This is a genomic window from Streptomyces sp. NPDC055400, assembly GCF_053644375.1.
Genome location: NZ_JBSHLM010000021.1, coordinates 12,744 through 34,379, shown reverse-complemented (window position 1 = coordinate 34,379; position 21,636 = coordinate 12,744). Strand labels below are relative to the sequence as shown.

The following is a 21,636-nucleotide window of genomic DNA, read 5'->3' as shown; positions in this document are numbered from 1 at the left end:
AGGCCCCAGCACCCTACCCGTCCCACACGCACAACCACGCAACAGGCATAGTAGGGGCCGGGTCTGACAACGGAGGGCGGGGGACGCAGGTACCCCCGAGCGCTGCACGGGGAGAAGCGGACACAGATGGCATCACGGCGGGACGAACTCAACGCCTACACCTTCGCGAAGCGTCGTACGCTCGCGTCCTTCCTCCAGCCCTCACCCTCCGGTTCGGAGGAGGGGGCGCCGAAGCCACTGCGTGCGGTGCTGCCGGGCGTCATCGTCGGCATCGTCGTCCTCGCGGTCTTCGGGGCGTGGGGGATGTTCAAGCCGACGGCGCCGCCCAAGTGGGATGAAACGGCGAAGAACGTGATCGTCGCGGACAAGTCGACGACGCGCTACGTGGTCCTGAAGACGGACGGCAAGGTCCAGCTGCACCCCGTCCTCAACATGGCGTCGGCCAAGCTCCTCGTGGCCCCGAGCGACAACCCCATCGTGACGGTGTCCGAGAAGGTGCTCGACAGCGGCAAGATCCCGCACGGCGCCACGATCGGCATCCCGTACGCGCCCGACCGCCTGCCGCCGGACTCCGAGGCGGAGTCCGCCAAGCGCTGGGCCGTCTGCGAGCGCCCGGGCGAGGGCGGTCGTGCCATCCAGAAGGCGGCGTTCGTCCTCGCGAAGCGGGACGAGATGAGGACCGAGGGCAGGGACGCGAAGCTGCGCCGCGGGGACCTGATGTACGTCGTCGGCCCGGACAAGGCCAAGACGGAGTACGTCGTCGACGCGAGCGGCACGGCCTACCGCATCGCCGCCCGGCAGGACGACAGCGAACAGCTCCTGCGCGCCCTGCGCATCGACCAGGCGAACCAGGAACCGCAGCGCGTCTCCAGGAACTGGCTGGACACGCTCCACAAGGGCACGGCGATCTCCTTCCCCACGCTGCCGGGCAAGCCCGGTGACCCCGCCGGCCTGAACAGCACGCTGCTGGACGACTCGGCGAACAAGGTGGGCATGGTCCTCAAGACGCCGGACCAGTTCTATGTCGTCCTGCCCGGCAAGGTCGCCCCGATCACCGACTTCACCGCGCACCTCCTCCTGGGCAGCCCCGACCTGGTGTCCCTGGGACAGCGGGGCGAGGCGCTCAAGGTGAGCCCCGGTGCCGTAGCCGCCAGTCAGCCCTTCGGACCCGCCAACTGGCCGAAGTACGAGCCGAAGACGGTCAACGAGGCCTCCACCGCGGCCGGCAGCCGGAACACCGTGTGCAACGTCCTGAACAAGGTCGACAGCGACAACGGCCGCACCACCCTGAGCACTTGGGCGGGGACGAAGTTCCCCGCGCCCCTGCCCACCGGCTCCTCCAGCGCGTACGTCACCGCCGGATCCGGCCAGCTCTACCGCCAGTTCCAGGGCACCGAGACAACCGCGGGCCCCGTCTTCCTGGTCACCGACACGGGCCTGCGGTACGCGATGCAGTCCAACAGCGACAGCGGTGCGGACGACGCAGGCATCGGCACCACGGAGAAGCAGCGCAAGGCGCAGCGCGAGGAGGCCAAGCTGGCGGTGACCAGCCTGGGCTACGACAAGGTGGACCCGGCGCCGATCCCGTACGCCTGGTCGCAGTTCCTGCCCACGGGCCCGCGCCTGTCCACGACAGCGGCCCGCCAGCCGCAGGGTTCCTAGGGCCGGGGGAACCACGATGGCGTACGCATCCAGGGAATCCGCAGCCGCATGGACACGTAAGGCGGCACTTGTCGCCGCGCTGGCCGTGACGGTGACGACCACCGCGCTCCTGCCCGCGGGGCCCGCGGCCGCCGACGGTGAGCAGTGCACCTTCGGCCCGAAGAACCCGAAGTACGCGGGCCGTCCCTGGTCGCTCCAGCGCGTCCTCCTGGACGACCTGTGGAGCGAGACCAAGGGCAAGGGCGTCAAGGTCGCCGTCATCGACACGGGCGTCGACGTCAAGAACCCGCAGCTCACCCATGCCGTGGACACGTCCAAGGGCAAGAACGTCCTGCCCAAGAACCTCAAGGACGACAACGGCGACAAGATCGCACGCGGCAAGGAGAACGGAACCACCGACACCGTGGGCCACGGCACGCGCGTCGCCGGCATCATCGCCGCGCGCCCGGCCGCGAAAACCGGCTTCGTCGGCCTCGCCCCCGAAGCCACGATCATCCCGATCCAGCAGAACGACGCGGAGGGCCACGGCACGGCCGAGTCCCTCGCCGACGCCATCCTGTACGCGAAGTCCGTCGGTGCCCAGGTCATCAACATCTCCCAGGACACGGCGAACGCGGTCAAGCCCGCCCCGAGGCTGGAGGCGGCGGTCAACTCCGCCCTCGCCGCCAAGATCGTGGTCGTCGCCTCGGCGGGCAACGACGGCCTGGACGGCAAGGTCAAGGAGACGTACCCGGCCTCGTTCCCCGGCGTCCTGGCGGTCGCGGCCTCGGACCGGAACAACGAACGCGCCTCGTTCTCCCAGTCGGGCGACTTCGTGGGCGTGGCCGCGCCGGGTGTCGACATGGTCTCCACGGTCCCGGGCGCGGGCCACTGCTCGGACAACGGCACCAGCTTCTCCGCCCCCTACGTGGCCGGAGTCGCGGCCCTCGTCAAGGCGAAGCACCCCGACTGGACGGCGGCGGAGGTCGTCGCCCAGATCGAACAGACCGCGGAACGTTCGACCTCCGGCCACGACCGCCTGGTCGGCTGGGGCGTCGTCGACCCCGTCCGCGCGGTCACGGAGGACCCGGATCACCCGATCGAGTCCCCGGCCCCCGACGAGGGAGTCACCCGGGCGAAGGCTCCTACGGCGGCGAAACTCCACTTCGGCGAGACGGCGGAACAGCGCAACACCCGCCTGGCCACCTACACCGTAGTCGGCACGGCGGTACTGGTGGCGGGCCTGGGCGGGGCGGCCGTCGCCGTACGGGACGCGCGGCGGCGGGGCCGGAAGTCGGCGAGCGGGGCGTGAACGCGATGCTCGTGATCAGCTTCGGTATCGCCACCGCGCTGTTGTTGGCCGCATGCGTCAAGGCGGACCGTGTCCGCGGCTGGCGCCAGAGCCTCAACCCGTCGGCGCCCGAGGTCCCCGACGCGGCCTTCGTCGTAGCCCGCGTGATCTTCCTCGTCCTGGCCGGCGTCATGGTGTTCGAGGGTTTCAACCTGCTGAAGGTCTCCTCCGACTCCGACTGGAGCGACGACGAACTGACCAGAGCGGCACGCCAGGCCACGGACGACCTGGACGGCTGGATGTACCGCGACGACGGACTCACCACGGACTCCGCCTACTTCGACGACTACGCGTCCCTGCTCGAGGACAAGGTCATCCGCTACGGCGGCGGAGGAGCACCCGAGTCCGGCGTGGCCGCCGACCCAGCCGACGCGAACACGGACACGGACGCGTACTTCACGGTGCAGGCGAACGGCGCGGACGCGGCCTTCTGCACCCACATCGAACGCACCCGCCAGAAGAAGGACGACTACACGCCCCCGGGCATCGCGGGCGGCGAAGGAACGATCACTGAACGCGCGTACCGGTTGGCGGTGACGACGAGGGAGGGCGCGTGCTGATGTGTCAGGCCTCGCCGCAACCGCCGTTCCGGGCCACGGAGTTCGCGTACTCCTTGATGAACCGGAGCATGTCCGCCGCATCCGCATGATCCGAAACGCGGGCCGTCACCCAGAACGAGCTGTCCGCACCGGCCGGCTTCGTGCACTCCACACGACCGACAGCCCCGGTCTTCGAGTAGATGAACCGCCCGCCGCCCGCACCGGTGTCGTTCGGATTGACCCCCAGCGCGGACGTGGCGACATCACGCGCCGAGGTGTCGCCGCCCAGCTTCTCCACACTGCTGGAGAACACGACCTTCCCGTCGACCTCAAGACGACAGCGCTTCACACCGACCGCCGACGCGGGCTGGGCCGAGATCTTCTTCCCCGGCGGCAGCAGGGGCTGCAAGGAACCGGCGGACACCTTGGTCCCGCACAGCTCCTTCGGAGTCGCGTAGCCACGCTCGGTCGCGGACGAAGAACAGCCGACCGCCGAAGCGACGAGCAACGCCGCACCGAGTACCGCCGTCCAGCCCGAACGCGCTCTGCCCCGCGGGAGTTCTTGCATGACGTCTTCCATCGCCTTCGGTGATCGTGCCGGTGAGTCGCGCGGCATCAGTCGGGGATCTCGGTGTCGAGGTCCTTGGCCATCGCGTGAATATCGGTGTTGGCGTCGTTGAAGCCCGTCGCGGTGCCTTCACTCACCCAGGTGTCGATCTGGTCCGAGTAGCCCGCGTGGTGCGCCTTGGCGGCCTCCGTGGCCGCCGCGTAGTTGACGTTCGTGGTGGTGTCCTTGATCGTCTCCCACCGTGTCGCGATGTCATGACCGGCTTCCGAGCGGTACTGGCCCGAATCGTCCTTGAAGAACGCCTCCATCACCACCGATGTCACCGTGCCGGCGGCGCCGCCCGCGGCCGCGCCGACCACGGGGGAGGCGATGAAACTCGTACCGATGCCGACGCCCGTACCGACGATGCCCGAGATGACGTTCTTCTTCTGGCTGACCGCGTAGTCGAAGTCGCCGTCCTTCTCGTTCGCCGGGCCGAGCACCGCTTCCTGCCGGCCCTGGGCGAGCAGACCGCTGAACTCCCCGGACTTGCGCGACAGGCTGGTGATCGTGTCCTTCGCGTCGTGCGGGTAGCGCTGGTCGTCGGGGAGGTCGGGGTTCAGGTGATAGTCCATCAGGTTGGCGGTGTACGCCTTCTCGCCGACGCTCAGCGCGCTGTACCCCTCCGGGTTCTGGCTCGCGGTGACCAGGAAGCGGGACACGGCGCTGTGATCGAGCTTCGCGTCCGCGCCGTCGTTCGGGTACAGCAGGTTCCAACCGGACTTGTCGCCGTCACCGACCGTCGGGCCGTCGGCCATCGCCCGGTGGATGTCGGGCAGGTACTCGGACCCGATCTGCCCGATGCTGTCCGACATGTAGTCGTGGTCCTTGAGGCGGTTCGGGTCCTCGGAGATGGAGTTGACGAGGTCCCGCATCAGCCCGGCCTGATCGGCGGTGTGCGCCGGAGTGTCCGCCGTCGGCAGTTCGCCCGCCGGATGCCCGGTCGTTCCGGCCTCCAGCGCCAGGGCGAGGTTGTTGCGCCCGGTGTTGAGGTCGTCGCCGTGCATGTCGGACTCCTGCGGCCACTCCCGGTCCTCGAAGAGGTACTTGAAGTTGCTGGCCGCCGCCTTGTCGCCGTCCTTCGGCGTGTACTCCTCGTTGAAGAACGAGGTAGCCGCGTCAGGGCTGTTGGACAGGCCCTTCAGGTAACCGGTGAGCGGATCGGAGCCGCTGTCCTCGCCGATCCGGTTGAGCCAGGGGTCCATGCCCATGTGCTGCCATGCCATGTTGCGGTGCTCGCCGTCGCCGGTGAGCTTGCGCTCGGTGGCCATGAGCTTGGTGCCATAGTCCTCCATGAACCGGTCGTCGTAGTCGCCGGTCCGCATCAGGTTGCTCATGACCTGGAAGCCCATCGGTCCACCACGATCGCCGTACAGCGGCTTGTCGCCCAAGTCGATCATCTTGGACTTCCACTCGTACATCGCCGTCGAGTCGCTCTGCGTCGCGTGAGCCAGCGACAAGCCGAGGTTGCGCTGGAGGTCGTCGAACTGGTCGAGCCGCTCGTGACCCAGCTCGTAGTTCCCGCGGGCCGGGTCGTTGATCCCCGTCCAGAACTCAAGGATCTTCTGCGGGCCGACCTTCGTGGCGAACTGCTCGGAGAACAGCTCGTCGTTGGCGTACTTCTTGAACCCGGCGTTGAGCCGGTCGAACTCCTCGACCGACAGGTCCTTGGGGTCCTTCTGCGCGAGTTTCGCCAGCTCGTCGGCTTCCTTGACGGCGGCGGCCGCGGAGTCGCGGTCCGAGTAGGTCGCGTCGGAGAAGCCCATGGACGTCTGGTTGACCAGCAGCCTCAGGACTCTGGTGGCCGTGTCGTCGCTCTCGCTCGCCCCGTCGACGATCTTCTGGATCTGGTCGCGGACCCCCGTGACATCGCCGTCGGTCGGCTTGGGGTCCTTGGCGTCAGGCTTGGCACGGACGGTGAAGCTGCCCTTGCCCGACGCCGTGACACTGATGTCCCTCGTGCCCGCGTTCTGTATCGCCGTCGTGAGATTGCCGTGATACGTCCTGAGTTCACCCGCGGTGTCCCGGAGAATGTCGTAGATCGACTTCGCCTGGGTGTGCGCGTCGTCGAATTCACCGACCGTCTTGCCGATGAATTCCTTGGAGACGGTCGCATTCGCCCCGGCCCAGACGGCCTTGGCCGCGGAGGCCTTCATGCCCGTACGGGCTTCCTTCGCGAGCGCGTCGAGATTCTTGACCATCGTCGACCAGTCCTCGACGGCATCGTCGAGGAGCTTGAAGTTGGCGTGGAGGAGCGCCTCGAAATGCATCAGTCGTCCTTCTTCTTCGGCTCGCCGTACACCGGGTTCTTCTTGCCGGGGTCACCGACGCGCTCGTCGAAACCGGCGTCCAGCATGTCGATGCTGCTCATCTGACGCTGGATGAAGTCCTCGTCGTCCCCGTGCAGTTTCTTGGTGCGGTGCATGTGGTTGGCGATCTGCGCGGTGGCGTCCATCAGCGACCGGAGCTGCTCCTCCCAGCGGTTCGACACCTCCTGCAGGCCCCCGCCCAGCGCGAAACCCTGCGCGGACAGGTCCGACGCAGCCGAGTCGCTGGAGGGAACGGCCACCCGGGCCTTGTCCCACATCTGGCTGTAGAGCTTGTGGGCATCCGAACCGACCTTCTCGAGGTCGCCGTGCCCGACCGCGAGGTCGCCGTACTGGGAAGGGGGCGGCCCGCCGCCCTCGTCGTCCGGTACGCGGTTCAGCTGCATCTGCGTCGACTGACGCCCCGCCGCCTCGGCCTTCAGTTGCTCCCACTCGTCCCACGCCATGAGTGAGCTCCTTCCCCCGCGTGCGCATTGTCCGGCGCCGATGGACGGCAGCCGTCCGGTTCAAGTTAGCAACTCGGCGAGTCCGAGCCACTACTCGGACCGGCACCAAGAGGCACGCGAAGTGAAGATGTTGTGGAATTCGCGGACTGCGTGCGTGTGTGCGCGTGCGCGCTTTCTCAGGCGGACGCCGGTGCCCATGCCGTCTCGGGAATCCGGTCGAGTACGTCGCACAGGTAGTTCAACCGATCCTCGATCTCCTGCCGGGACAGCGTGCCGGTGTACCACGTGAACAGTTGGTCGTCGCGTACCCGGAGCGGGTTCTTCTCGCCACGCGGATCCGAGAGGAGAAAGGCCCGTACGTCGTCAGTCAGGACGTTACGGACGAACGTTTCGTCATGTGAGTCAACTCGGAACTTCTCATCGAATCCCGGTACGCCGAGCAGGGTCCTGGGTCCTCGACCCATCACCCTGTCCAGCTTGCTCGGACGCCCCACCTGCATGAACGGCGTACCCGAACCGGGTGCCGAGACGAGGAACACCGACTCGAAAGTGAGCTTCCTGCTCTCGTCGATCCCGGCGCCGCCGGACAAGGGATTGTGGTAGCGGTACTCGAAGCATGTGAAGGAGCGGCCGCGGAACTCTCCCGTGGTGTAGTGCCACGCGGTCAGGTTCGAGCCTTTGCCCGGCATGGGACCCACGCCGCAATACTCGGTGGCGCGTCCACGCGCGCGACGCTCATAGGTCCAGCCACGCGCAGGGGCGCCCACTTCGAAGGCCGCCCATTCCGTCCGGATCCGCTCGTCCTCTCGTTTACCGCGTTTGACCGTCCTGATGGCCAGTACGATCACTCCCGCAATGAACGCGGCCATCAAGACCTGCACCAGGATTCCCACCATCTGTCCCATGGGCCGAGATTATTGCGGGCGCCGTGTGCACCTGTGAACCGAGTTCGAACTCGTCACCGGCCTTGTGGTGCAGCACCAGGCACAGGGAGGGCGAGATGGGGAGTTTGCCCATGTAAGACCGGTACGGGGAGCGCGTTTCGTAACTGACCTAGCACATAGGTCAGTTGGTTCCGTCGTACAGCGTGACTACAGTGGTAAAGGCGCGATGAGGGACCCTCGCGCCACCGCGCTCCGGGCGCGGACTGATGGACCGACGGGGAACGGGGAAGGGGACACGTCGTGCTTCCTGCTGACATGGCGATGGGCGGGGTGTCGGCTGCGGCTGCCGCAGACCTGAAGGTCGGTGCGGGAGTACTCCAGACGTTCAAACAGCGCGTCGACAAGCTGTTGAGCGAGTTCGAGGGCTCGGACGGAGCGCCGTCCAAGGTCGGTGGCCAGCGGATCGCGCCGACCTCCCTGCGTGGTGCCGGTACGACTTTCCCCGAAGCCGACGGTCTCTACCACCAGTACAACGTCGTTCACGAACGGCTCACCTCGCTGGCGAAGACGCTCAGCCTGCAGATCGAGGCGATGGGTATCGCCGCGCATGGCGCGGAGGTCGGCTACGACAACCTCGAGGACGAACAGCGACGCCGGTTCTGGGCCATCCAGTCGAAGATCGAGCATGACCAGCTGGCTGCCGAGCGCGAGAAGGCCGGCGCGCCTGAACAGCCGCGGAACGACAAGAAGCAGTCGAAGAAGGGATTCGGGCTGTGACTGGGAAGGACGACTGGAACGAGCTGTCCGGCCAGGAACAGGCCAACGTCCAGGTCGGCGTCACCGATATGACCAGTCGGGTGTCCGAGCTCATGCACGACGCGTTCGGGTTCGGCAGGTTGCGGGCCTCTGGACAGTCCAACTTTGAGGGCCATGACCTCAACGACATGATCGACATCGTCGAGAACACGAACCCGTCAGACCTTGAGAGCGCCGGCGAGGCCCTTTGGAAGGCGCAGAAGGCCATCTCGGACGCGGCGACCGAACTGCGCGGTCACTTGACGGCCGCCGAGGACGACTGGAAGGGCGAGGCGGGCAAGGCCTTCCAGGTCTGGGGCAAGGGACTCGCCGGACACGCGGACGATCTCGCCGACTACGCGAAGGCCGCAGGCGTTCAGATCACGTCCGCCGGCACGGGCCTTGCATCTGTGCGCAGCGCCATGCCGCCCCGGGACAGCCGTCTCGTGCGGAAGTCGGTCGACGACATCCCGGTGGTCGCGCGGGTCGAGACCAACGACGACTACACCGCGGCTACGAAGGTTGAGGGCCATCGCCAAGAGGCCATCAACCAGATGAACCGGCTGTCGTCGTTCTACACCGTGTCCGAGGAGTCGCTGAAGGGGCTGGAACCTCCGACGTTCGAGGCGATGCCCAATGTGGGGGTGCCGAAGCCCACGGGCGGAGGGTGGAGCAGTCTTCCGAGTGAATCTCAACCAGGGACATTCCAGCATCACGCGTCGAGCACCGAGGGCACGACTGAGCAGCGCCACACGACCGTCGCACCGCACGCGGACATCGGCCTGCATCCGGTCAAGGACGTTCCCGACTCGACCAGCCATCCGGTCCGAGAAGTCGGAACGGCAATCGACAGCGTCGACACGCTCCCTCAGCAGACGCCGACGAACCCCGTGACCGCCACCACTCACCCGACCACGACGCCGACAACCGGCCCGCAAGGAGTCCCCCTTCCTTCCTACGCCCAGGGTGTTCCGAATCCCCTAGGTAAGGGTCCGGTGGGACGGGCCCTCGGTACGACCGGCGTGCCGAGGAATCCCGCGACCGCAAAGGGGCGAGCCGGAACCCCCGGACCCGCTTCAGCTCGAGGCCTGGGCCAAGGCGGCACGAACCCGATGGGACGCCCGAACGCGACCGGCCAGCCGGGTGTCAAGGGCGGCATGCCGGGCGGCCGTCCGACCTCGGGAGTCACCGGAGGCACGCCCAAGCAGGGAGGCACGTCGGCCGGTCGCCAAGGCCTGGGGCCGAGGGGCGCGGGTCGGAGCAACGGCGGCGTCATAGGCGGAAGGCCCACCTCGACCGGTGCGTCCGCGAAGTCGGGCCCCAAGATGCCGAGGGGCACCGTCATCGGAAGCGAGGGAGCTGCCGGTTCACGGACTTCAAGTGGTGGGATCAGCCAGCGAGGAGTCATGGGGGCGCCGAGTACAACGAACGGCGCCGCCAGGAACCAGACGCCCGGGCGCGGTTCCATCGGTAACCCCGACGGCGTGACGGGTGCTCCCGCAGGGCGCAACTCCGCCTCCCGCGCGGGCAGGAACGGCTTCACCGCCGGCGGCTCCGGTCTCGTACGAGGTTCCGAGGGCAACCAGAGTTCCGATCAGGAAGAGGGCGCACAGCGGCCCGATTACCTGGTCGAGGACGAGCAGACCCATCTCCCCAAGAAGCCGCAGCGCGATGTGCCCCCGGTGATCGACCAAGCATGAGCGAGGACAGACGAAGCATGAAGTCAGGGACCAGCCGACGCGGCAGCTGGACTATGCCCTTCCTGGGGCGGGTCGGGAGACGCGCGTCAGTGGTGGGCGCAGCAGTTGGCGTTCTTGCCGTCATGTCCACCGGGCTGGCCCCAAGCGCCTTTGCCGACGATGTGCACGCCAAGCAGTGGTACTTGGACGACATGCTGGCCGAGCGGTTGTGGAAGGTGAGCACGGGCAAGGGCATCAAGGTTGCGGTCATCGACAGCGGCGTCAACCCGTCCACTTCCTCGTTGACCGGGAAGGTGCTGGAGGATGAGGTCCCTGCTGCTGCGGCTTATGGAGCGACAAAGGACTACGGCGGTCACGGTACGAGCATGGCGGAACTCATTGCGGGTTCTGGGGCCGGCGGAGGTTTGCAGGGCCTTGCGCCAGGGGCCCGGATCATTCCGGTGCGCGCAAAGCTGGACCAGCTCAAAGACAAGGCCGAGCGCAAGAAGACCGCTTCGATTCCCCAGGCGATCAGGGCTGCTGCCGACACGGACGCACAGATCATCAGCATGTCGTTCGGCTCCGAGTTCCAGAACGACGAAGAGACAAGCGCGATTGAGTACGCGGCCAAGAAGGGCAAGCTCATGTTTGCCGCGGTTGGGAACTCCGGCGACAAGGACAACTTCATCGGTTTCCCGGCCGCACTCCCCGAAGTGGTTGGGGTCGGTGCCTCCGATGCGACGGGAACGGTAGGCAAGTTCTCGCAGTCCGGTGACTACATCGATCTGGCGGCGCCTGGCGTTAACGTACCCACCTGGTGCGATGCGACCTTCAAGCAGTACTGCCAAGGCAAGGGAACGAGTCAGGCAACCGCCATTGCCTCGGCCTCGGCCGCCCTGATCTGGTCGGCACATCCCAAGTGGACGGCGAGCCAGGTCCTCCGGGTCCTGATCGACACTGCCGGTCGTGACTGGCCCAGGAATCAGCCGAGCAAGTATCTCGGCTACGGGCTGATCAGGCCCGCCCAGAACTTGATCGCCGGTAAGGGAAACCCGGGCGCCCCCGATGTGGATCCGATCACCAACGAAAAGACGTCGGTTGCCGGGTCCACTACCGGCGCTACCCCCTCCGCCTCCGTACCAGCCTCGTCACAGCCCTCGAAATCCACTTCAGGTGGTGAGACCTCGGCGGCAGGATCTAGTGCGAAGTCCTCGGACGGCAATGACCAGTTGTGGATTGTCCTCGGTGCCGCTGCCGCGGTGGTGGTGATCGGAGGCGGGGCGTTCGCGGTGGTGCGGGCTCGGCGTTCTGGCTGAGCGGCAGTTACACGACGTTTGTCGAGTGAGGGAAGAGTGCTTCCCCGCGAGACAGTATCGGGAAAGTTCCAGTAGTAATCCAGGAGAGGAAGGCCGAACATGGCAGACGGACAGCGGCTCTCAGACGATGAGATGGTGCGGCTCGAGCGGAAGATCGCCGAGAAGTTCGAAAACATCAAGTCCACGGTGCACCGCCTTCAGGGGACGATCGACAGCCTGGAAGGCAACTGGAAGGGCATCGGCGCGAACGCCTTCAACACGAAGCAGCACGAGATCAACACGTCGATGAAGAACATCGGCAACATCCTCGTGAAGTTCCTCGACGCGATGAGCGGTACCCGGAAGATCAAGGACGACTCCGAGGACAAGGTGCGCCAGGCGGTGAACGCCATCAACGTGTACGACGGCGCTCCGAAGTCCACGCTCAGCAGCTACTGAGCGAACCAGCCGTGCGCCAGCAGTAAAAAAACTCAGGGGAGATGGAGTAGATCATGGGTCTCAATCACGACGAGATGGTCGTCAAGTACGGCGCTCTCGACACCGCGGCCACCGAAATCGGAACCATGGCCAAGCAGCTCGAGGCCGACCTGCAGGAGATCAAGCAGCTGGTTGCCGGCACCGTCGCCTACTGGGAGGGTGAGACGCAGAGCACCTACGGGGACGAGCAGCGGAAGTGGGACAAGGAAGCCCACGACATCCACCTCGCGCTGCAGGGCATCGGCCACGTGGTACACCAGGCCGGCGGTGACTACATGGGTGGCGACAAGAAGGCCGCCAGCTTCTTCCTGTAGAGCGAGAAGTACGGATGCGGGGTGGGCGCGCGCGGGAGGCGCCCACCCTGTCCCATTGGTCCGGCGGGTGGAACACGAAGTATCGGTTCGCGCTCGTCGTTGAAGGGAAAGCAGTTCATGTCATTCGGGCCGGCGCCCTCTCCGTTCACACAGTCTCTGCGTGCAGCAAAGGATCGCAAAAAGCAGCGTGTGAAGCGTTGGCTGTCCATCTGCGGCGTTCTAGTCGTAGTGATCGGCGTTGGCGGGTGGTTTGTGTGGGGTGGAGGCCCGGCGGAGAAGGACGCCAAGTCGACCAACGCGCCGAGTTCTCGCCGGCAAGCCCCGGATGAGGTGAGCGAGGCTGATGGAAAGACTCCGGTCAATCCTGAAGCCCGCATGGCAGTCGAGTACAACGACAAGAAGCTGAAGCCGGACGAAACCTCCTACCTGCCGGGTACTTGGGCTACGTCCAAGACTTTCGCCATGGCACAGGGAAGCACACTCACGGGGTACCGCTTCAGGCAATGGGAGCCCGCCTGGAGCACCAGGTTGAGCGGTGCCATCTGCTCGACGACGCGGCATGTGACAGTCGATGGCCGAACTGCCGTCGTTGCTCAGTCTGGTCGCGGGGGCAAGGTAAACGCCAAGTCCGCATGTAACTTGCTCGTGGTATTCAACGTGGACACCGGCAAGAAGATATGGCAAGTGACGCTGCCCCACTCCGACAATGCGTACGCGACCAATATGAATGTGACGCTGACGCGAGGCGTAGCCGTGACGGCTTGGGGGTCGGGTTCGGCAGCGTACGACCTGCGTCAGGGCAAGAAGCTCTGGGAGGCTCCAGGCAAGGAAGCCTGCAACGACAGCGGTTTCGCAGGCGGACGTGACTTGCTGGCGCTGCAGACCTGCGGAAGCAGTGATGACGACACCTCATACCGCGTCCAGAAGATTGACCGACGTACAGGAAAGCCCGAGTGGACGTACAAGGTGGGCCGAGGTATCGGGGCAACCTACTTGGTGTCTTCGAATCCGCCGGTAATCGCTGTCGCCGCAGGTGCGGACTCAGTGACGGACCTCATCGTTCTTGACGCGCACGGCAAGCACAGATCGACGGTGGGGCTGGGAGTTGACCGCTACGTCACGGACTGTGGCGGCTCACTTTTCGGGACTGTAGAGTCCTGCGGCTCGGTGATCGTGGGGAGCCGTCAAGTATTCGTGGGAGGAAAGCCGTCCATCGACGCCCTCTTCACCGATCGTCCCGCGAACTCGATTACATCTTTTGACCTGCGTTCGGGGAAGCCTGTTCGTAAGTTTAAGTCCAAGGCCCGTCGTGCCATGTATCCCGTCCAGATGGGCGGTGACAGGCTCCTGGCGTTCCGGGCAAGTGACGACAACCGAGCGCCGTCGGCGGTCGTGAGTATCGATCCGAAGACGGGCAGGGAACGTCCTTTTCTCCTGTTCCAGATGCCTGCCGCCATGTCGGCGCTCGGAGAGCCGGAGTCGCTGGACGTGATCGTCAGCCACGGCCGGGTTTTCTTCGCGTTCAAGCAGATTCAAGTGCATGACTCGGCCGCCGATTCAGGTCTCGTTCCCGGCGCTGTCGGTTACGAAAGCGCCGGCTAGGAGCGGCAGGCCTCCTCTACCCGGCGTCCGACCCCGCCGCATCCTCCAGATCGAACTCCCCGTCCCGAGCCCCCAGCACGAACGCAGTCCACTCCGCCTCCGTGTAGCGCAGCACCGTCTCCGGTTCCATCGAAGAACGCATGGCCACGGCGCCCGCCGGCAGGTACGCGATTTCGACGCGTTCCTCGTGATCCTCGGTGCCGGGGGCGCTGTGCCAGGTGACGTCGGAGATGTCGAGGGCGTAGAGCTCGTTCTTCTCCCGCTCCTTGCGCGCCGCGACGTCCTCGGGGGACTCCCCGGCCTCGTTGGTTCCCGCACCCTGCTCGGCGTCCTGCGCTGCCTCGGCCATGATCCGGGGCCCCTTCCCGATATACGTACCTGCCGTGCGGCAAGCCTACTTGGGGCGGCCGGGGGCGCGCGGCGCGTCACGCGACTTGCACCCCCACGGGTACTCGGCTTCAGCCGCAGCCCACGTCCTTCATCGCCGCCGGAAGATACGCCTTCAGGAGGGCGCGGAGCGCGTCGCGCCGCTTGGGTACGTCGTCGGTCGCCTGTTGCTTCAACTCGATGTTCGCGACGAACTGCTGTTGTTTCCCGCCGTACACGCATCTGTCCACGGCCAGGGCTCCGCGGTCCGCGATGCGGGCGGTCCGGCCGATGTCCGCGCCGGCGGGGTGGCCGAGGCCCCGCATGCCCCGCTCGTTCACGGCGATGACATCGGTGCCGGCCGGCACCACGTCGCCGGAGAAGTACACGACGAGGTTCCCGTCGACCTTCAACTGGCAACGGGACTGCGTGGGACCGAAGTTGTAGTCCCGTTCTGTGAGTTTCCCCCCGTCGGGGAGGAGAGGGGACAGCAGGCCGGACCTCACCGGGACTCCGCATACGGCCTTGGGCACCGCGTAGTCCTTCCCGGACGAGCCCGTGCAAGCCGAAGCCGTGAACACCGCCAGGATCGCGACGGCACCCAACGCCTTGGACAGACCACCCTGCCTCACTGATCGCCCGCCAGTCCCCGAGCCCGCGCGTTGCCGTCAAAGGCAGCCGCGTTGATCTCGTTGGTCAACGTGTAGGAATTGTTCTCGGTCTGGCCGGGGTTGGCCGTGGCCCAGATCTTCGCCAGGGATTCCAGCTGGCCTTCACGGCCCGTGAACGTCTTGCCGTTCTGCTGGTGGTTCTCGTCGTCGATGCGGCCCTGTTCGTCCTGCTGCCACTGATAGGTCAGTGCGTCGACGCCGCGCTGTGCGGCGTCGCCGACCACCGGAATGAAGTTCACCGCGCCGCCGATGCCGTGGTAGGCCCACTTCGCCTTCCAGGACGGGTCTTCCTTGTCGGTGTCCAGCGCCTGGTAGCGCGCCTCCTCCAGGAAGCCGACGGTCGCACCGGCCCGCTGCAGCGTCTCCTTGGGATCACTCGGGTGATCGGTGTTGATGTCGTGGACGATCTCGCGGTTCAGCCCGTCGTTCAGCAGTCCGTAGGAGTCCTGGTCACGGGAGATCTGCTTGGTCACTTCGAGGAGCTGGTGCCGGTCGAGCTGCCTGGGGTCGTCGGGATGGTCGGCCTGGGAACTCATCGTGTTGTGCGTTTCGTCCCCGTAGTTCACCAGGACCTTCGCCATGTCGTCGCGCATCTCACGGGGGAAGTCGTCGCCGGTCTCGGACAGGTACTTGAGTGACCGGTCGAGGGCCTGGCGGTTCTCCGGAGTGTGCTCCACGTACGTGGCATTGGGGTCGTTCGGATTCATGCCGCTCGTGGCCGCGAGGAGAGCCTTGCCGGTCGCGTCCCGTGAATGGTTCCCGTCCCCGTCGTCGAGCGGGGTGTCGTCGAACGTGTGCCGCTCCTTCAGTACCCATTCCGCGTTGTCCTGCGGATGCGTCTCGTTGAAGAACTCGGTCGCAGCGTCCGGACTGTTGGAGAGACCGGTCATGAAGCCCGTCATCGGATCACGGCCGAAGTCCTCACCGATGAAGTTCATCTTCGGCATCGGCGGCCCGCCGGCTCCCTGCCAGTAGTGGTCGGGGAGCTTCATCTTCTTCTCGGTCGCGACCAGCGCGTTGCCGTACTTGTTCATGAAGTCGTCGTCGTAGTCACCGGTCCGCATGATGTTGCTCATCAACTGGAAGCCGTAGACGTTGCTGCCCCTCGTCTGGACCGTCTGGCCCCCGAGGTCGACCATGCGGTCCTTCCAGGACTGCATGTCGGCCGAGTCGGACTGCGTCGCGCCGGCGAGCGTCATGCCGAGATTCTTCTGGAAGTCGCCGAGCTGGTCGTGGCGGGCTCGCTGCAGGTCACCGCCGTCCGAGGGGTCGGAGAGGTCGGCCCAGAAGTCGAGGGTGCCCTTGGGCCCGAGGGTCTTGGCGAACTCTTCCTGGAACAGCGGGTCGTTCTTGTACCTGGCCATGGAGGCGTTGAGCCGGTCGAACTCCTCGGGGGACATGTCGTCCCCCTTGTTCTTCATCAGGTTGGCCAGGTCATCGGCTTCCTTCATGGCCTTCGCGGCCCCGTCCCGGTCGCTGTAGTCAGCCCCGGAGAAGCCGTACGTGGCCTGGTCCACGATGAGATTGAGGGCCTTGGCGGCAGTGTTGTCGCTCTCCGTGGCGCCACTCATGATCCGCTGTACCTCGTCGCGGAGGTCGGTGACGTCCTGCACGGAGTGCTCAGGAACCGACGTGCCTTTCGCGGCGCGGTCGGGATGGATGTTCATGGTGACGGTGAACCCGCCGTTCCCGGAGTCCACCACCGTGAGGTTCTTCTTCATCCCGCGGTCTATCGCGTCGTTCAGCTGCTGCCGGTAGTCGATCAGTTCGCCACGGGTGTCGCCGAGGATTTTGGCGATGGAGTTGGCCTGCGTATGCGCATCGGCGAACTCCCCGGCGGTCTTGTCCACGAACTCACGCGACACCGTGGCGTTGGCGCCGTGCCAGTTCGCTCTGTCGGCCTTGGCCTTGAGATCACGCTCGGCGTCGTCCTGGAGGGACTTGAGGTTGACGACCATTTCCTCCCAGTCGCCGACAGCCTCACCCAGGGCGGAAAAGTTGCCGTAACGGAGCGCATCGAGGTCCATCAGTTGCCTCGCTTCTCGTCAAAGCCCTTGTCCAGGGTGGAGATGCTGCTGATGACGCCGTAGATGTGCTCCTCGTCGCCCTTGTGCGCGCCCTTGGTGTAGTCGAGGTGGTTCGAGATGTGGGCGCAGGCGTCGAGGAGGGACTGCACCTGGTCCACCCAGCGCTCAGCCACATGGTCCAGGGCCTTGCCGACGGCGAACTCCGACTTGAGCCCCCCGGCGGCCTTCATCGAGGAGATCCGGGCGTGGTCGCTCTCCCGGTCCATGCGGGTACGCAGCCGGAACGCGGCATCTCCGATCGCGGCCAGATCAGGGAAGTCGACCGTCAGGTCGCCCTGAGGACTCCCCCCACCGCCGCCGCCCGGGTCGGCAAGCTGGTTCAACTGCATCTGGGCGTTCCCCTTGTGCAGGGCTTCCGCCTTGAGCTGTTCCCACTCGTCCCAGGCCATCTGCTGACCCCTTCCCCGTGTCACTGTTGTGCTCCCCTTGCGCCCGTCTCCCTCGTGGAAGGAGACGGGCACTTCACAGCACATCCAACTGACCAGAGCGACCTGGTCAGTTCAAGCGACCTTGCCCAACCATGACGATCTCAATACATCACTGGTCGGACGGGACCAGTCCCGTCTGGACCAACGGCTTCCCCCGCTTGCGCGAGACGAACACGCCACGCCCCGCCGGCATCGGCCGGGGCCGCACTCCGCCGATCAGGTCGCCCTCGCCGGGGTCGCCCGCGAGGACGAGGCCCTGGGCGCCGAGCTCCTTCATCCGCTGGATGAACGGCTCGTACGCGGCCCGGCCGCCGCCCGCCGAGGAGCGGGCGATGATGAAGCGGACACCGACGTCCCGCGCGAACGGGAGCAGTTCGGTGAGGCCCGACAGCGGGTTCCCGCTCGACGTGGACACCAGGTCGTAGTCGTCGATGATCACGAAGACGTTCGGACCGCGCCACCAGCTGCGGTCCCTCAGCTGCTGCGCCGTCACCTCGGCCGTCGGCGTACGCCGCTGCATGAGGTCGGCGAGCGCGTCCATGTGGTGCCCCATCGAGTTCGACATGGGGATGTACTCCGCCAGGTGCGAGGGCGGGGTCACGTCCAGCAGGGCGCGGCGGTTGTCGACCACGAAGAGCTTGCAGGAGTCGCCGTCGTAGCGCTCGGTGAGGCGCTTGATGAGCAGGCGCAGCAGGTTCGACTTGCCGGACTCGCTCTCTCCGAAGATGAGGAAGAACGGGTCCTGTTCGAAGTCGAGGAACACCGGCTCCAGGTTGTCCTCGTCGAGCGCGAAGGACACGCCGCGGTCCGGGAACAGGTTCCCCGGGGGCAGCCGGTCCGCCGCGAACTCACGTGGGAGCAGCCGCACTTCGGGGGCGCCGGGCGCCGTCCAGTGCCGGGTCACCTCGGCGGTCAGCGCCGCCGTGGCCTCGGCCAGGTCCGTGTCCGACGAGAGGCCGTCGATCCGGGGGACCGCCGCCATGAAGTGCTGCTTCTGCGGCGACTGGCCGCGGCCGGGCACGCCCGTCGGCACGTTCGCCGCGACCTTGCGGTCGAACTCGGAGTCCATCGTGTCGCCGAGCCGCAGCTCGAGGCGGTTCATGAGGTGGTCCTTCATGTTCGCCCTGACCTCCATGGACCGCGAGGCCGTCAGCACCAGGTGGATGCCGTAGCCCAGGCCGCGGGCCGCGATGTCGAGCACCGCGGGCTCCAGACCCTCGTAGTCCGTACGGAAGTTGCCCCAGCCGTCGATGACGAGGAAGACGTCACCCCACGGCTGGTCGGTGACGGAGATGTCGCCGCGCGCCCTGCGTGCGCGGAAGTCGCCGATCGAGGCGATGCCGGAGGAGCGGAAGTACTCCTCGCGGCGCATCATCACGCCGTAGACCTCGGCGACCGTGCGGCGCACCTTCTCGGGGTCGAGGCGCGAGGCCACCCCGCCGACGTGCGGCAGCCCGGCGACGGCCGACAGACCGCCACCACCGAAGTCGAGCCCGTAGAACTGCACTTCGTACGGGGTGTGCGTCAGGGCGAACGAGGCGATGAGTGAACGCAGCAGTGTCGACTTGCCGGACTGCGGGCCGCCCAGGATCTGCATATGGCCGGCCGCACCCGAGAAGTCGCACCACAGCGGGTCGCGCCGCTGCTCGTACGGCTTGTCGACGAGGCCGGCCGGGACGATGAGCCGCCCCGCGCCCTCGTAGCCGGGCTGCGTGAGCCCGCGGCCCTGTACGGCGGCGAGGCCGGGAAGGAGGCTGTCGAGCGACGGCGGGCTGTCCAGCGGCGGCAGCCACACCTGATGGGCCGCCGGACCCTGTGCCTCGAGCCGGCGCACGATCACGTCGAGCACGGTGTCCGAGAGCGCGTCGTCGGTCGTGGGCGTGGTCTCGGCGCGCTGCTGGGGCACGGCCACGTACTGCACCGGCACCTCGGCCGCCGTGAACAGCACCGGGCGCCGGTCCACCGGGAGCGGCCCGCCCGCCACCGCGGTCTGCGCGGAACCGGAGCGATAGGTCCCGGACACGTACGCCGCCTTGAAGCGGACCATCTCGTCCGTGCCGTACTTCAGGAAGCCGGAACCCGGCACGTTCGGCAGCTCGTACGCGTCGGGCACGCCGAGCGCCGCGCGGGACTCGGCGGCGGAGAACGTCCGCAGACCGATCCGGTACGAGAGGTAGGTCTCCAGGCCGCGCAGCCGGCCCTCTTCGAGGCGCTGAGAGGCGAGGAGCAGATGCACGCCCAGGGACCGGCCGATGCGGCCGATCTGCACGAACATCTCGATGAAGTCGGGCTTGGCCGTCAACAGCTCGCTGAACTCGTCGATCACCAGGACGAGCGACGGGATCGGCTGGAGCGGGGCGCCGGCCGCGCGCGCCTTCTCGTAGTCGTGGATGTTCGCGTAGTTGCCCGCGTCGCGGAGCATCTCCTGGCGGCGGTTGAGCTCACCGCGGATGGAGTCGCCCATGCGGTCGACGAGCGTCAGGTCGTCCGCGAGGTTGGTGATGACCGCGGCGACGTGCGGCATCTGGGCCATGCCCGCGAACGTCGCACCGCCCTTGAAGTCGGCGAGTACGAAGTTCAGCGTCTCGGAGGAGTGCGTGACCGCGAGGCCGAGGACGAGGGTGCGCAGGAGCTCCGACTTTCCGGAACCCGTCGCACCGACACACAGGCCGTGCGGGCCCATGCCCTCCTGGGCCGCTTCCTTGAGGTCGAGCATGACGGGCCGGCCGTCCTCGCCGACGCCGATCGGCACGCGCAGCCGCTCCGCCTGCGAGCGCGGGCGCCACGTGCGCTTGGTGTCCACGGACGCGGCGTCGCCGAGGCTCAGCAGATCCGTGAAGTCCAGGTTCGCCAGCAGCGGCTCGTCGTCGTCGCCGCCCGAGGCCATGCGCAGGGGCGCCAACTGCCGCGCCAGCGCGTCCGCGGCCTCGTACGACAGCAGGTCGGGCGTGCCCTCGTAGACCATGCCGTGCGCCGACTCCAGCGTCAGGGAGCGGGGCTGAACGACGATCGAAAGGTCGCCGCGGCCCGCCGTCAGGTCACCGGGAACGACCTCGACCACGGACACACCCTGCAGGCCCTCGGGGCTGGCCAGCATCGACATCGGCGGCAGGGACACGCCGTCGAGCACGACGACGAGGTGCGGCTGCTCGGGGACGGGCGCACCACCGGGATGGAAGCGCGGACGGCCCTGGAGGCGCGTGGTCAGCATCGCCTCCAGCTCCATCGGGTCGGTGGTGATCAGACGGCGGCTGCCGGCGCCGTCCGTCTGGCCCGCGGCCTGGCTGTGCGGAAGCCACTTGGCCCACTCCCACTGCGGCGCGGCCTCCCGGCCCGTCGCCACGGCAATCACCAGGTCTTGGGGGGAGTGCAGCGACGCGAGCGAGGCGACGACGGCGCGGGCCGTGCCGCGCACCGTCTGCGGCTCACCGCTGACCGTCACGTGGTAGAAGGCCCGCAGCGAGACCGCCATCGGCAGGTCCTCGAGCGTGCCGTGCGCGGCGAGGAAGCGCTGCATGGCGCCCGCCGTCAGCGGCTCCAACTCGTCCACGGGCGCGGTCTGCGGGGGCACCAGCGGAGTGGCGAGCCCCTGCGGGCCGAGGCCGACGCGCACCTGCCCGAAGTCCTCGTCGCCCGTGCGCCGCTCCCAGACGCGGCTGCCCTCGGCGACGAGCGCCCACAACTGCTCGGGGGAGGGGTGCAGGTAGTACTGCGCGTCGCGTTGCTTCCTCGCGGTCTTCGTGGCGTCGCGCCGGGTTTGCGACAGATAACGCAGATAGTCACGGCGCATGTCCGACATCTGGCCCTGCGAGCCGCGCCGGTAGCGCACCAGCATCGCGATGCCCATGCCCAGGGTCGACGCGATCATCACCATGCCCATGATCTTCATGAACGGCTGCGCGCTGGGATTGAAGAAGAACACGACGGATCCGCCCATGCCGAGCATCGGCAGGAGCTGCATCATCGCGCCTTCCTGCTGCCCCCGTGGCAGCTCGGGCGGAGGCTGCAGGACCACCTCTTCTGTGGGCACTTCGGACGGCAGCGCCCGAGGCGGGCGCTTCACGACGATGTGACTCACTAAGCACCAATTCCCTTGCCGGACCGAG

18 protein-coding genes are annotated in these 21,636 nt (G+C 67.0%); 9 read left to right on the top strand and 9 right to left on the bottom strand.

Features of this window, described 5'->3' with window-relative positions; translation table 11 throughout:
- The first annotated feature begins 126 nt into the window (after positions 1-126).
- The 3 genes from eccB to ACWIGU_RS40395 are packed head-to-tail and all read left to right on the top strand — an operon-like array spanning position 127 to position 3,552.
- Positions 127-1,662: a type VII secretion protein EccB gene (gene eccB, locus ACWIGU_RS40405; protein WP_454406817.1), complete on the top strand. Its 1,536-nt coding sequence runs from the start codon at positions 127-129 to the stop codon at positions 1,660-1,662.
- Between the two features lie 16 nt (positions 1,663-1,678).
- Positions 1,679-2,953 carry a type VII secretion-associated serine protease mycosin gene (mycP, locus tag ACWIGU_RS40400; protein WP_454406816.1) on the top strand — a complete coding sequence of 425 codons (1,275 nt, stop codon included), beginning with the start codon at positions 1,679-1,681 and terminating at the stop codon, positions 2,951-2,953.
- Entirely contained in the window at positions 2,950-3,552 is a 603-nt protein-coding gene (locus ACWIGU_RS40395; RefSeq protein WP_454406815.1) for a hypothetical protein, read from the top strand. Before mycP ends, ACWIGU_RS40395 begins: the two co-directional genes overlap by 4 nt.
- Before the next feature lie 4 nt (positions 3,553-3,556).
- Here the strand turns inward: ACWIGU_RS40395 and ACWIGU_RS40390 are convergent, their stop codons facing one another.
- The 4 genes from ACWIGU_RS40390 to ACWIGU_RS40375 form a co-directional block, all read right to left on the bottom strand.
- Positions 3,557-4,099 (bottom strand): hypothetical protein, encoded by a 543-nt coding sequence (locus ACWIGU_RS40390; protein WP_454406814.1) that lies wholly within the window; start codon positions 4,097-4,099, stop codon positions 3,557-3,559.
- Positions 4,100-4,146: 47 nt separating this feature from the next.
- Positions 4,147-6,408, bottom strand: coding sequence for a hypothetical protein (locus ACWIGU_RS40385; protein ID WP_454406813.1), 2,262 nt, complete (start codon positions 6,406-6,408; stop codon positions 4,147-4,149).
- Positions 6,408-6,911 carry a hypothetical protein gene (locus ACWIGU_RS40380; RefSeq protein ID WP_454406812.1) on the bottom strand — a complete coding sequence of 168 codons (504 nt, stop codon included), beginning with the start codon at positions 6,909-6,911 and terminating at the stop codon, positions 6,408-6,410. The genes ACWIGU_RS40385 and ACWIGU_RS40380 overlap by 1 nt, the downstream gene beginning before the upstream one ends.
- 176 nt (positions 6,912-7,087) lie before the next feature.
- The gene (locus ACWIGU_RS40375) at positions 7,088-7,816 is read right to left on the bottom strand and encodes a hypothetical protein (RefSeq protein WP_454406811.1); all 729 of its coding nucleotides are present in this window, start codon (positions 7,814-7,816) and stop codon (positions 7,088-7,090) included.
- Between the two features lie 294 nt (positions 7,817-8,110).
- On the opposite strand from ACWIGU_RS40375, the gene ACWIGU_RS40370 reads away from it, so the two are divergent.
- The 6 genes from ACWIGU_RS40370 (at position 8,111) to ACWIGU_RS40345 (ending at position 13,978) form a co-directional block, all read left to right on the top strand.
- Positions 8,111-8,572, top strand: a complete 462-nt coding sequence (locus tag ACWIGU_RS40370; RefSeq protein ID WP_454406809.1) for a hypothetical protein — start codon at positions 8,111-8,113, stop codon at positions 8,570-8,572.
- A complete protein-coding gene (locus tag ACWIGU_RS40365) occupies positions 8,569-10,290 on the top strand; it encodes a hypothetical protein (RefSeq protein ID WP_454406808.1) in 1,722 nt (573 codons plus the stop codon). The genes ACWIGU_RS40370 and ACWIGU_RS40365 overlap by 4 nt, the downstream gene beginning before the upstream one ends.
- Before the next feature lie 122 nt (positions 10,291-10,412).
- Positions 10,413-11,585: a S8 family serine peptidase gene (locus ACWIGU_RS40360; protein ID WP_454406807.1), complete on the top strand. Its 1,173-nt coding sequence runs from the start codon at positions 10,413-10,415 to the stop codon at positions 11,583-11,585.
- Positions 11,586-11,684: 99 nt separating this feature from the next.
- On the top strand, positions 11,685-12,023 hold the full coding sequence (locus tag ACWIGU_RS40355) for a WXG100 family type VII secretion target (protein ID WP_453723774.1): 339 nt from the start codon (positions 11,685-11,687) through the stop codon (positions 12,021-12,023).
- Positions 12,024-12,076: 53 nt separating this feature from the next.
- Positions 12,077-12,376, top strand: coding sequence for a WXG100 family type VII secretion target (locus tag ACWIGU_RS40350; RefSeq protein WP_453723773.1), 300 nt, complete (start codon positions 12,077-12,079; stop codon positions 12,374-12,376).
- A 189-nt stretch (positions 12,377-12,565) separates the two neighbouring features.
- On the top strand, positions 12,566-13,978 hold the full coding sequence (locus ACWIGU_RS40345) for an outer membrane protein assembly factor BamB family protein (protein ID WP_454406806.1): 1,413 nt from the start codon (positions 12,566-12,568) through the stop codon (positions 13,976-13,978).
- 16 nt (positions 13,979-13,994) lie between these two features.
- On the opposite strand, the gene ACWIGU_RS40340 is transcribed toward ACWIGU_RS40345, so the two are convergent.
- From ACWIGU_RS40340 to eccCa, 5 genes are all read right to left on the bottom strand, one after another.
- Positions 13,995-14,327, bottom strand: a complete 333-nt coding sequence (locus ACWIGU_RS40340) for a DUF397 domain-containing protein (protein ID WP_454406805.1) — start codon at positions 14,325-14,327, stop codon at positions 13,995-13,997.
- 109 nt (positions 14,328-14,436) lie between these two features.
- On the bottom strand, positions 14,437-14,877 hold the full coding sequence (locus ACWIGU_RS40335) for a hypothetical protein (RefSeq protein WP_454406804.1): 441 nt from the start codon (positions 14,875-14,877) through the stop codon (positions 14,437-14,439).
- Between the two features lie 95 nt (positions 14,878-14,972).
- Positions 14,973-17,042 (bottom strand): hypothetical protein, encoded by a 2,070-nt coding sequence (locus tag ACWIGU_RS40330; RefSeq protein ID WP_454406803.1) that lies wholly within the window; start codon positions 17,040-17,042, stop codon positions 14,973-14,975.
- Positions 17,042-17,491, bottom strand: a complete 450-nt coding sequence (locus ACWIGU_RS40325; RefSeq protein ID WP_454406802.1) for a hypothetical protein — start codon at positions 17,489-17,491, stop codon at positions 17,042-17,044. The genes ACWIGU_RS40330 and ACWIGU_RS40325 overlap by 1 nt, the downstream gene beginning before the upstream one ends.
- A 148-nt stretch (positions 17,492-17,639) precedes the next feature.
- A complete protein-coding gene (eccCa, locus tag ACWIGU_RS40320) occupies positions 17,640-21,608 on the bottom strand; it encodes a type VII secretion protein EccCa (protein WP_454406801.1) in 3,969 nt (1,322 codons plus the stop codon).
- Positions 21,609-21,636: the final 28 nt, after the last annotated feature.

Bases quoted from the DNA above. Each gene is read 5' to 3' on its own strand.
- ACWIGU_RS40330 (WP_454406803.1), bottom strand. From the start codon at position 17,042: ATGGACCTCGATGCGCTCCGTTACGGCAACTTTTCCGCCCTGGGTGAG.
- ACWIGU_RS40390 (WP_454406814.1), bottom strand. From the start codon at position 4,099: ATGCAAGAACTCCCGCGGGGCAGAGCGCGTTCGGGCTGGACGGCGGTA.
- mycP (WP_454406816.1), top strand. From the start codon at position 1,679: ATGGCGTACGCATCCAGGGAATCCGCAGCCGCATGGACACGTAAGGCG.
- ACWIGU_RS40370 (WP_454406809.1), top strand. From the start codon at position 8,111: ATGGCGATGGGCGGGGTGTCGGCTGCGGCTGCCGCAGACCTGAAGGTC.
- ACWIGU_RS40375 (WP_454406811.1), bottom strand. From the start codon at position 7,816: ATGGGACAGATGGTGGGAATCCTGGTGCAGGTCTTGATGGCCGCGTTC.
- ACWIGU_RS40360 (WP_454406807.1), top strand. From the start codon at position 10,413: ATGTCCACCGGGCTGGCCCCAAGCGCCTTTGCCGACGATGTGCACGCC.
- ACWIGU_RS40385 (WP_454406813.1), bottom strand. From the start codon at position 6,408: ATGCATTTCGAGGCGCTCCTCCACGCCAACTTCAAGCTCCTCGACGAT.
- ACWIGU_RS40380 (WP_454406812.1), bottom strand. From the start codon at position 6,911: ATGGCGTGGGACGAGTGGGAGCAACTGAAGGCCGAGGCGGCGGGGCGT.
- ACWIGU_RS40350 (WP_453723773.1), top strand. From the start codon at position 12,077: ATGGGTCTCAATCACGACGAGATGGTCGTCAAGTACGGCGCTCTCGAC.
- ACWIGU_RS40325 (WP_454406802.1), bottom strand. From the start codon at position 17,491: ATGGCCTGGGACGAGTGGGAACAGCTCAAGGCGGAAGCCCTGCACAAG.
- ACWIGU_RS40355 (WP_453723774.1), top strand. From the start codon at position 11,685: ATGGCAGACGGACAGCGGCTCTCAGACGATGAGATGGTGCGGCTCGAG.
- ACWIGU_RS40340 (WP_454406805.1), bottom strand. From the start codon at position 14,327: ATGGCCGAGGCAGCGCAGGACGCCGAGCAGGGTGCGGGAACCAACGAG.
- eccB (WP_454406817.1), top strand. From the start codon at position 127: ATGGCATCACGGCGGGACGAACTCAACGCCTACACCTTCGCGAAGCGT.